The following is an 11,032-nucleotide window of genomic DNA, read 5'->3' on the forward strand; positions in this document are numbered from 1 at the left end:
CGCTTCGGCGGCTTGCAGGCGCTTGGGGACGTGAACCTTTCCGTCAAGGAAAATACGGTTCACGCCATCATCGGACCAAACGGTGCGGGCAAATCCACGCTGCTTAACTGCCTCGTAGGGAAACTGATCCCCGATACCGGATCGGTTATGTTCGACGGCCAGTCCGTGCTGGGATGCAAGCCACACCAGATCAACCAGATGGGTATCTCCCGCGTGTTTCAGACGCCCGAGATTTTCAGCGACCTCACGGTTCTGGAAAACATAATGATCCCTTGCTTCGCCAAGCGCGACGGGTCCTTCCGCTTGCACGCCTTTGAAAGCTTCGCCCAGGAGAAGGATATTCTCGAAAAGGCCGAAGCCATTCTAGAAGACGTCAACATGGCTGACAAACGCCATATGCACTCGGCGTCCATGTCGCGCGGCGACAAACGCCGCCTTGAAATGGCGATGTGTCTTGTGCAGGAACCCCGGCTCCTGCTCCTCGACGAACCAACCGCTGGCATGGCCCGTGCTGACACCAACAACACCATCGATCTGCTGAAACAGATCAACGACCAGCGCGACATCACCATGTGCATCATCGAACACGACATGCACGTCGTGTTCAGCCTTGCAGACCGGATAACGGTCCTTGCGCAAGGCAGACCTCTGGTCGAAGACGCACCCGAAAACATCAAAGGCAACCCCAAGGTACAAGAAGCGTACCTCGGCGAAGTTGCCGCTTAAGGAACAGGGGACACCGACATGCTTGACGAAAAACCCTACGACAATAACGCCAATAACGCCGCTACCGCACCGGCCTACCTCAGTGTTTGGAATATCGAGGCCTACTACGGCGAAAGCTACATCGTCCAGGACGTCAGCTTTAACGTTCACGAAGGCGAAATCCTCGCTCTTCTGGGCCGCAACGGTGCTGGCAAAACCACCACGTTGCGCAGTATCGCCCGTATGGATAGCCCCGAACTGCGCTTCGGCGAGATCTGGCTTGATCACAAACCGCTGCACAAGATGAAAAGCTATGAGGCGTCACAGCATGGCATTGCTCTGGTGCCCGAAGACCGACGCATCATCCCCGGCTTGACGGTCGAAGAAAATTTAAAACTTGCCCAGATCGCCCCGCCCATCGGATGGTCGCTTGAACGCATCTATTCGCTGTTCCCACGTCTCGGCGAGCGCAAGAGCCAGGACGGCATCACCCTGTCGGGCGGTGAACAGCAAATGCTTGCGATCGCTCGAGCCTTGGCGCGCGACATCAAAGTCCTACTTCTGGACGAACCCTACGAGGGCCTCGCCCCCGTCATCGTTCAGGAAATCGCCAAGACGCTGAACATCATCCGCGACCAAGGGATCACAACGATCATCGTCGAACAAAACGCCGTCGCAGCTTTGAAGCTCGCCGACCGCGCCGTCATTCTTGATACCGGTCGCGTCGTTTACGACGACAGCGCCCAGAAAGTGCTCGACGACGAAAAGCTACGCGCGGAATATCTCGCCATCTGACGACTGGCGCCAGGATTCCCGGCGCCCAACATCAATATTAAGACCTGGAGGGGCCCATGTTGGAAACTCAAAACGGCATGTATCTGCCGACCGAAGACTTTAAATCGAACGCACATGCAGACCGCGCCAAATACGACGCGATGTACAAACGCTCTGTTGAGGACCCGGAAGGTTTCTGGGGCGATGAGGGCAAACGCATTGACTGGATCAAGCCTTACACCAAGGTTAAGAACACGTCCTTCGCGCCCGGCAATATCGACATCCGCTGGTTTGAAGACGGCAGCCTGAACGTCGCTGCCAACTGCATCGACCGACACGTCGAAACCCGCGGTGACCAAACCGCAATCATCTGGGAACCCGACAGTCCGGACGACGAAGCGCTCCACATCACCTACCGCGAGTTGCACGAACGCGTCTGCAAATTCGCAAACGTTCTCAAAGCGATGGGCGTCGGAAAGGGCGACCGCGTCGTTCTCTACATGCCGATGATCCCGGAAGCAGCCTACGCCATGCTCGCCTCGGCCCGCATCGGTGCGATCCATTCGATTGTTTTCGCTGGCTTTTCGGCAGACGCCCTTGGCGCGCGGGTGAACGGATGCAAAGCGAAAGTCGTCATCACCTCTGACGGCGCACCTCGCGGCGGCCGTATCACGAACCTCAAAGACAACGTAAACCAAGCCCTCACCCACGACGTCGACGAGGTGAAATGCCTCGTTGTCCGCCGCACCGGCCAACAGGTCGCATGGCGCGGAGAGCTGGATTACTGGCTTCATGAAATGGAAGAAACCGTCTCCGCCGACTGCCCTCCGGAAGAAATGAACGCCGAAGACCCGCTGTTCATCCTCTACACCTCAGGCTCCACCGGCCAACCAAAAGGTGTTGTGCACACGACAGGCGGCTACCTCGTCTATGCGGCGATGACGCACCAATACACGTTCGACTACCACGACGGTGACGTCTTTTGGTGTACCGCAGACGTAGGCTGGGTCACGGGCCACAGCTACATCGTCTACGGCCCTCTCGCAAACGGCGCGACAACTCTGATGTTTGAAGGCGTGCCCACCTACCCCGACGCGGGCCGCTTCTGGGCCGTGTGCGAAAAGCATAAAGTAAACCAATTCTACACCGCCCCGACCGCAATTCGTGCGCTGATGGGCAAAGGAACCTCCTTCGTCGAGAATTACGATCTGTCAGACCTCAAGGTCCTCGGCACCGTCGGCGAGCCGATCAACCCTGAGGCCTGGAGCTGGTACCATGACGTGGTTGGCGGCGGGAATGTTCCCATCGTCGACACATGGTGGCAAACTGAAACCGGCGGCCACCTTTTGACGCCACTGCCGGGCGCGACCCCGACCAAACCCGGCTCCTGTACCCTGCCCTTCTTCGGTATCCAACCGGTGATCCTTGAGCCCACGTCCGGCGCGGAAGTCACCACCATCGTTGCCGAAGGCGTTCTAAGCATCAAGGACAGCTGGCCTGGCCAGATGCGCTCCATATGGGGCGACCACGCACGTTTCGAAAAAACCTACTTCGCCGACTACAAAAACACCTACTTCACGGGTGACGGCGCGCGCCGCGACCAAGACGGCTACTACTGGATAACCGGCCGCGTTGATGACGTGATCAACGTCTCGGGCCACCGCATGGGTACCGCCGAGGTCGAAAGCTCCCTTGTTGCTCACGAAAATGTCGCCGAAAGTGCGGTTGTCGGCTATCCGCACGCGATCAAGGGTCAGGGCATCTATGCCTACGTTACTTTGATGAATGGCGTCGAGCCGACAGAAGAGTTGCGCAAAGAACTAGAAGTCTGGGTCCGCAAAGATATCGGCCCGATTGCGAAACCGGACCTCATTCAGTGGGCGCCGGGCCTTCCAAAGACGCGCTCCGGGAAGATCATGCGTCGCATATTGCGCAAGATCGCCGAGAACGACTACGGAGCGCTTGGCGACACCTCCACGCTTGCCGAACCCGAAGTTGTCGATGATCTGATCAAAAATCGAATGAACCGCGAGTGACAACAGACCCTGTATCGTGACCAAAGTCCGCCATCCGGCGGGCTTTGGTCTGTCACCGTGATGTGACCGTGAATTCACGCAACCTGACACAAAGTTTTTCCACCGCGAGCTTTCCCGCTGTAGCATCGATGAAAATGCCGCAGGCGAAATCATGAACTCTGTCGCAATTCTCGCTCTCACGTCAGCGATACTTTACAGCGTTACCATGCTCGCGCATGAAATCCTAGCGGACCATCCCGCCCGTTGGAATGGCGTTAATAATCGCCCTCGCACTTCTGTCCGCGAAGTCGCAGGGTTGAGCCTCTTTGTCATCGGGGCCTTTGTCGTCTGGTCCTGAGGCGTGTCGTCCAGCGCCGGCCTCAATCACCGAACGGCGACACGACACGCCGGATCAACCGCCGTGCGCGCGCCAATCAGTCAGGTATGGCAAGGCGGTCGTTAAACCGCCCGCCGCCACCATTTCCGCCACAGGGTCAGTGCCCTACGACGTTGGGTTGGCCCCTTAAGGGCCATTCTCAATACGTCTGTCATAATACTACTCGTCTGCCTCGACGCGGGTTTGTCCCACGTTCTGGTGGCGAAACTAAGCAGAGACGCGTTTCGTGCCAAGAAACAATTTGTTTATCAGCAAAAAACAACCAGCAGGCGCGGCGCATGGGCCACAAAGCGCCGCTTCACCCCTGTTTCGGCAAGAACGCCTCCACGGCCGCCGTCGCCACCACCAGCATCTTCCCGGTATCCGGGTTGACCACATTCAAACCGCCCTCAACGGCGCACACTTCGGCCCGCCCACGCGGCAAACCCGCCGCCAAGACGGCACAATCCACAGCCTCGGGCCGTGCCACACCAACCGTCACCTGCACCCGCATCTCTTCGTGAGAAAGACCCGTCGCCTCGAACATCGGAATGGCTGAATGACGGATCGCGTCCTCAATCGCGCGGGCCGCCGCCTTGGTGTAATCCTCGCCATACTGATCGTTGCCCATGCCCATCTCGATGATAAACCGCCGCTCGCTCATGCCGCACCCTCCAGATCAAGCGCCACCGAAATCGCGACATTCGCAATCACCGTCGGCTTGCCGCCATCGGTCCGCGGCACGTCCAGACCGCCCTTGCGCGCTATCACCTCGACTTGACCGTAGGGGAAAATCTCGGCCACCTTCGAGGCCTCGACAGCATCCGGGTCCTGCACTCCAACCTCAACGGTGATCTGCATCTCAGCCTTATCCTTGCCGAACAGCTCGGCCAGATTGATCGAATTGTGCCACAACGCATCGCGCACCGCCCGCACAGCAGCTTCGGTATAGTCCTGCCGCCGAAGCGAACTGCCCATCCCAAACTCTGTCAGCAATCGCTTCACCGCCATCTCGCCACTCCCAATCCAAAACCATCGTAACGCTTATCCCCTCACCACCGAAACAAACAGACCCTAACCACGGCGCGAAAAAAAGGGCGACGCAGGTTTCCCCGCGCCGCCCCCTCAAAATCCGAAGATGGCTTAGTTCAAAGCCGCATCCGTGATCTCACTTGTCCACGCGCCCACAGGGGCAGCCGTAATCACCGGATCAGACCCGCCGGCAAGCAACGTCGCAACCGTGCGATCGAAATCCGCTGGATCAAGCGCTCCGTTTGATCCTGCCGTCAACTTGGCAATTTCGCCCATCATACGCACCTGATGGGCTTCGGTTTGCGCGCCGGTCTCGTCGTTATCAAGAACAATCATAGCAGCTTCCATGGGGTTCTCCTCGGCCCACTTCCAACCCTTCATTGATGCACGCACAAAGCGCACCATCTTGTCCTTGAATGCAGGATCGGAAAGGTTTTCCTCCAGCACGTAAATGCCGTCCTCCAACGTCGCCACGCCCATGTCCTCATACTTGAAGGTCACCAACTCGTCCTCGGCCACGCCCGCATCCAACACCTGACCGTACTCATTATAGGTCATCGTCGAAATGCAATCGGCCTGACGCTGCAACAACGGATCAACGTTAAAGCCCTGCTTCAACACCGTCACACCATCGTCACCACCGTTGGTCGAAATACCTTCCTGGCTCATCCACGACAGGAACGGATATTCGTTGCCAAAGAACCAAACGCCAATGGTCTTACCCTTGAAGTCCTGCGGCCCGGTGATCCCGGTGTCCTTCCAGCACGTTAGCATAAGGCCCGATGACTTGAACGGCTGCGCAATGTTTACAACCGGCAGACCCTTCTCGCGCGCCGCCAATGCCGACGGCATCCAGTTCAGCATTGCATCCGCGCCGCCTCCAGCCAGAACCTGCGGAGGCGCAATGTCCGGACCACCCGGAAGAACCGTCACATCAAGGTCTTCTTCCCCGTAATAGCCGTTCTCCAAAGCCACGTAATAGCCCGCAAACTGCGCCTGCGTGACCCACTGCAACTGCAAACGCACCTCATCGGCCGCAAATGCAGACCCCGCACTCATTCCAAGAGCCGCAACAGCCCCTGCCAAAAACTTATTCATCTCAGTTCTCCCCTGTTTGATTTCACTTTTTCATCGTCTCTGCGACGGATGCCAGAACGTAAGCCACCGCTCCAACACCGTCAAAAATCCATAGAGCAGCGATCCAGCCAAAGCCGCCACCACAATCACTGACCACACCATATCAAGCGCCAATTGTCCAAGCGAGGCATTGATCCGAAATCCCAACCCCACCGTCGGCGAGCCAAAGAATTCGGCCACGATCGCGCCGATCAACGCCAGCGTTGCCGAAACTTTAAGTCCATTGAATACAAACGGCAAAGCCGCCGGAAGGCGCAATGTGATCAGGGTCTGCCAATAGCTTGCCGAATAGGTCCGCATAAGGTCGCGCTGCATCGCAGTCGTGTCCGCCAATCCCGCCACGATGTTCACCAGCATGGGGAAAAACACCATGACAACCACAACCGCGGCCTTTGACTGCCAGTCAAACCCAAACCACATCACAAGGATCGGGGCCGTGCCCACGATCGGCAAAGCGGCCATGAAATTACCCACCGGTAACAGCCCGCGACGCAGAAAATCATATCTGTCCACAAGCACCGCCATCCCAAACGCTAAGGCGCAGCCGACAACATAGCCCGACATAGCCCCCTTCAGGATTGTCTGGACAAAATCTGCCCAAAGCGTCCGAAGGTTGCCGGCAAACGTCACCGCAATCTGGCTTGGGGCGGGAAGGATCACGGACGGCACATCCAATGCCGTCACGATCGTCTGCCAGCCGATCAGAACCACAGCCCCCAAAGCAAAAGGCGCCGCTAACCGTCCCACAGAAGGCGCTTCGGCCCATCCTGCGAGCGCGTCGACAAACTGCCAGCCAATATAGGCTAAAAGCGCCACCCAAAGCAGCGCCATCCCACCATCACTTTCCGCGCGCCCCAGTGCGGCCAAGGCAATCACGACGAACATCAGCAAGAAAACCACCACCGAGATCGTCGTGCCCATCGCTTCGCTGAACCGCCTCACGTCTGCGCTCCCATCGCTCGAAGTGTGCGCCGTTCAATCCAGCCGACCAACCAAACAAGTCCCGCCGCCATCACCGCAGCCATAAATAGTGCAGCCCAAATTTGCTCGGTCTGCCCATAATAACTGCCGCCCAACATGCGGGCCCCGAGGCCGCCCCGCTGCACTGGCAATTCGCCCACAATCGCGCCCACCAAAGACGCCGCAATCGCAATTTTCAGCGACGCAAAAAGATATGGAACAGAGGCCGGCAACCGCAGCTTCCAGAACGACTGCGATTTGTTGGCGCTGTAGGTCTGCAACAAATCCATCTGCATCGCATCCGGGCTTCGCAAACCCTTCACCATCCCTACGGCCACCGGGAAGAATGACAGATAGGCACTAATCGCCGCCTTCGCGACCAACCCGGAAAGCCCGACCGAATATAGCACCACGATGATCATCGGCGCCAATGCGACAATCGGAATAGTCTGCGAAATGATGGCCCACGGCATCACGCTCAGGTCCATGGCACGGTTGTAGACGATCCCAACCGCCAACAAGATCCCAAGCACCGATCCGATCACAAATCCCAACACCGTCGCGGTCAAGGTCACACCGCCATGGTAGATCAGCGACCGGTTTGAAAAGCTCCCTGATTGCACAATTCCACGCCGCCCTGTGGTTTCCTCAACCCAGGTCGATTTCCACAACTCGCCCGCCACCTGATGCGGGGCAGGAAGTCGAGCCCGCTCTGTCGACCAGGACGGTCCGATCAGATCAAGGTTGGCAAACACCAACCCCCAGCGCCCTGCGTCCCGCCGCTCTGCTGCCGAGGGGGGCACAATAACAGCCCCCTCCCGCTCCGCCTGGGTAAGGACCTCTTTGATATTCATTGGCACGACGGCCACGTACCAAATAGCCAACAACGTCGCGATCACCGCCAGCACTGGCATAACTGCCTTCCTAAACCACCGACCACCGCGTCCGATCGCCGAATTTTGCATCGTCCTGCCGCTCATAGGTGCAAATTCCTAACACTTCGCAAATGGCGCGAACGGCTGCCCCGACGCAATACCGACGTTACACCGACGTTGTAGCGACATCGTCTCAAAGCGCGAACCTTTCCCCGGTTTGTGGGTCAAAAAGCGGGCACGCAAACGGCTTCATGACATCATTCAAACGATTTGCGTCATCCCCATCCCATGCCCCCCGAAGGGAAAGTCTAGCATAAAATTCAGAGACATAGACCTCGATGACGCCAGCCCCCCCTTTTAACCAAAACGGTCCCTCATCATGGGTCCAGTCAGGTGCCGCCTCCAGTGCCTCGGCCACCTTCGCTTTCATTTGCTCCACAGGCAACAAAGCTATCTCTTTTCGCGGACTACCGTCCGCCAAAGCGACACAATGCTGCGCAAACTCCTCTTCCTTTCCAGGTGGATACGTCCCTTCATCAATATAGCTCCAAAAATAAAGGTCGTGGCTCAAACCTCATCTCCATGACCCGCGCGCAAGCCCTCACGCACCCGATGTGCGATCGCAATGAACTCAGGCGTATCGCGAATATCCAAGCCTCGATCCTTCGGGAGTGGGCTCTCGATTACATCCGTAATCCGTCCCGGGCGCGGGCTCATGACAACAATTTTCGTAGATAAATATACGGCTTCCGGGATCGAATGCGTTACAAATGCAATCGTCTTCTGCGTTCGCGCCCAAAGCGATAGGAGCTCTTCATTCAACCGGTCCCGCACAATCTCATCAAGCGCCCCAAACGGCTCGTCCATCAGCAACAAATCCGCATCAAACGCTAACGCGCGCGCAATCGAAGCCCGCTGCTGCATCCCCCCAGACAACTGCCAGGGGTATTTCTTCTTAAAACCCGCCAATTCAACAAGTTCAAGGACATTTCTCACCCGATTCTCGATGTCCGCTCTGGAAAACCCCATGATCTCCAATGGCAGCCGAATATTCCCCTCAATCGTCCGCCAGGGATAAAGCCCCGCCGCTTGAAAAACATAGCCATAAGCCCTAGCTTTTCTTGCCTCATCTGGAACCATTCCATTGACCGTCAACACCCCGTCCGTCGGAGCTTCAAGGGCCGCAATTGTGCGCAAAAACGTCGTCTTCCCACACCCTGATGGCCCGATAAAGCTAACAAAATCCCCCTTATCAACAGTCAGATTGACGTCCTTCAACGCATGCACTGGACCATCTCCGGTTTGAAACGTCAGCGATAGATTTTCCGCTGTAATCACAGGGGTTTGTACCGAATGGTCCGTGGACGAAGAAGGTACGTTGTTGCCGTCCATCAAACCCCCGTCGCCGGAATACCAGTGCGTTCCACAGGGCGCGGAGCTGTCAGCTCTTTCCAATTCGACAACGCCTTGTTCACCGGATTGTTCGCCTCGCGCCGCACAAACTTTCCGTGGCCTTCCTCGGTCCTAATTTCCCCGTCATGCACTGCGATATGCCCGCGAGTCAGCGTAAACCGAGGCAAACCCTTCACGTGCTTGCCCTCGAACACATTGTAGTCAATCGCAGATTGCTGCGACGCGGCCGTAATCGTCTTCTCCTTTTCAGGATCCCAAACAACAATATCCGCATCCGCTCCAACCAAAATCGCACCCTTTTTCGGATAACAATTCAGAATCTTGGCAATATTTGTGCTGGTCACCGCGACAAATTCATTCGGCGTTAACCGGCCTGTGCTAACTCCATGGGTCCAAAGCATCGGCATCCGATCCTCCAGTCCGCCAGTCCCGTTCGGAATTTTAGTGAAATCGCCCACGCCAAAACGCTTCTGGTCCGTGGAAAACGCACAATGGTCCGTCGCAACAACGGACAAAGACCCCGACTGCAGGCCAGCCCAAAGGCTGTCCTGATGCTTCTTGTTGCGGAATGGCGGTGACATGACGCGGCGCGCCGCATGGTCCCAATCCTTGTTGAAATACTCGCTTTCATCCAATGTTAAGTGCTGGATCAAAGGCTCTCCCCAGACCCGCTTTCCCTGTTGCTTGGCCCGCCGGATCGCCTCGTGCGCCTCCTCGCAGGACGTATGCACCACATACAACGGAACCCCCGCCATATCCGCAATCATAATTGCGCGGTTCGTCGCCTCACCCTCAACCTGGGACGGCCGCGAATACGCATGCGCCTCTGGTCCTGTATTGCCCTCAGCCAGCAGCCTAGCCGACAGTTCCGCAACCACATCGCCATTTTCTGCATGCACCATGGCAATCCCGCCAAGTTCGGCAAGTCGTTGAAATGATGCGTACATTTCGTCATCATTTACCATAAGCGCACCCTTGTACGCCATGAAATGCTTGAACGTCGTGATACCCTCTTTCTCGATCACAGACGCCATCTCATTGAAGACCTGCTCGCCCCACCAGGTCACCGCCATATGGTAGGAATAGTCGCAATTGGCCCGCGTCGATTTGTTGTGCCACATCGCAAGAGCATCATGCAGCCCCTGCCCCGGTGCCGGCAACGCAAAGTCGACAACCATCGTCGTGCCACCCGATAAAGCTGCCCGAGTCCCGCTCTCAAAATCGTCCGTTGAATACGTCCCCATGAACGGCATCTCTAGGTGCGTATGCGGATCAATTCCGCCCGGCATCACATAGCACCCAGTGGCGTCCAACTCCGTATCGCCAGAAAGCCCCTGACCAATCTCAACGATCACGTCGCCTTCAACCAATACATCCGCGCTATAGGTCAGATCCGCCGTCACCACAGTGCCATTCTTAATCACAGTAGACATCTAAAACTCCCCGTATCCCTATGTTTCCCGTCGTTTCTTCTTGGAAGAAATACTCCGGGGGTTTGGGGGCAGCGCCCCCATCATCAATCTTTATAGTCAGGCTCTTCACGATCAAGCACCCGCTTCATCTCGGCAAAATGCGCGGAGGCCTCATCGTGATATGTCTCCCACTCGGCCGCCGTCTCCTCGGCCAGATCATCCGCCATCACCGCCAAATCCTGCCCGGTCGAATAAGCCAGAACCATTGTCCTTGCAGCCCGCTCTAGATGATACAACGCATCCCACGCCTCACCTACCGTCGCCCCAAGTGTC

General features: G+C 57.1%; 12 protein-coding genes and 1 pseudogene. 4 read left to right on the forward strand and 9 right to left on the reverse strand.

From position 1 onward, the window contains the following. The 4 genes from AC221Y_RS13960 to AC221Y_RS13975 all read left to right on the forward strand — a co-directional run. A partial coding sequence (locus AC221Y_RS13960; RefSeq protein ID WP_486707556.1) for an ABC transporter ATP-binding protein occupies positions 1-726 on the forward strand: 726 nt, incomplete at its 5' end. A gap of 18 nt (positions 727-744) precedes the next feature. Further along, positions 745-1,500 (forward strand): ABC transporter ATP-binding protein, encoded by a 756-nt coding sequence (locus AC221Y_RS13965; protein ID WP_486707557.1) that lies wholly within the window; start codon positions 745-747, stop codon positions 1,498-1,500. Between the two features lie 56 nt (positions 1,501-1,556). Then, positions 1,557-3,515 (forward strand): acetate--CoA ligase, encoded by a 1,959-nt coding sequence (gene acs, locus AC221Y_RS13970; RefSeq protein ID WP_299753413.1) that lies wholly within the window; start codon positions 1,557-1,559, stop codon positions 3,513-3,515. A gap of 151 nt (positions 3,516-3,666) precedes the next feature. Continuing rightward, the gene (locus tag AC221Y_RS13975) at positions 3,667-3,852 is read left to right on the forward strand and encodes a hypothetical protein (protein ID WP_486707558.1); all 186 of its coding nucleotides are present in this window, start codon (positions 3,667-3,669) and stop codon (positions 3,850-3,852) included. Between the two features lie 337 nt (positions 3,853-4,189). Here AC221Y_RS13975 and AC221Y_RS13980 read toward each other — a convergent pair whose 3' ends face one another. The 9 genes and pseudogenes from AC221Y_RS13980 to AC221Y_RS14020 all read right to left on the reverse strand — a co-directional run. Then, a complete protein-coding gene (locus AC221Y_RS13980; RefSeq protein WP_299756179.1) occupies positions 4,190-4,534 on the reverse strand; it encodes a Lin0512 family protein in 345 nt (114 codons plus the stop codon). Continuing rightward, positions 4,531-4,881 (reverse strand): Lin0512 family protein, encoded by a 351-nt coding sequence (locus AC221Y_RS13985; protein ID WP_299756176.1) that lies wholly within the window; start codon positions 4,879-4,881, stop codon positions 4,531-4,533. Before AC221Y_RS13985 ends, AC221Y_RS13980 begins: the two co-directional genes overlap by 4 nt. A gap of 132 nt (positions 4,882-5,013) precedes the next feature. After that, complete coding sequence (locus AC221Y_RS13990; RefSeq protein ID WP_299756174.1) at positions 5,014-6,000, reverse strand: ABC transporter substrate-binding protein; 987 nt, start codon at positions 5,998-6,000, stop codon at positions 5,014-5,016. A 30-nt stretch (positions 6,001-6,030) separates the two neighbouring features. Then, complete coding sequence (locus AC221Y_RS13995) at positions 6,031-6,870, reverse strand: ABC transporter permease (RefSeq protein ID WP_299756181.1); 840 nt, start codon at positions 6,868-6,870, stop codon at positions 6,031-6,033. A gap of 107 nt (positions 6,871-6,977) precedes the next feature. Then, complete coding sequence (locus tag AC221Y_RS14000; protein WP_299756171.1) at positions 6,978-7,913, reverse strand: ABC transporter permease; 936 nt, start codon at positions 7,911-7,913, stop codon at positions 6,978-6,980. Positions 7,914-8,067: 154 nt separating this feature from the next. Next, positions 8,068-8,445, reverse strand: coding sequence for a hypothetical protein (locus AC221Y_RS14005; protein WP_299756168.1), 378 nt, complete (start codon positions 8,443-8,445; stop codon positions 8,068-8,070). Beyond that, positions 8,442-9,266, reverse strand: coding sequence for an ABC transporter ATP-binding protein (locus tag AC221Y_RS14010; RefSeq protein ID WP_299756166.1), 825 nt, complete (start codon positions 9,264-9,266; stop codon positions 8,442-8,444). Before AC221Y_RS14010 ends, AC221Y_RS14005 begins: the two co-directional genes overlap by 4 nt. After that, a complete protein-coding gene (gene hydA / locus AC221Y_RS14015) occupies positions 9,266-10,720 on the reverse strand; it encodes a dihydropyrimidinase (RefSeq protein ID WP_486707559.1) in 1,455 nt (484 codons plus the stop codon). The genes AC221Y_RS14010 and hydA overlap by 1 nt, the downstream gene beginning before the upstream one ends. Before the next feature lie 83 nt (positions 10,721-10,803). Beyond that, positions 10,804-11,032: pseudogene (locus AC221Y_RS14020) on the reverse strand (hypothetical protein); the annotation flags it as partial.

Source organism: Boseongicola sp. (genome assembly GCF_057460485.1).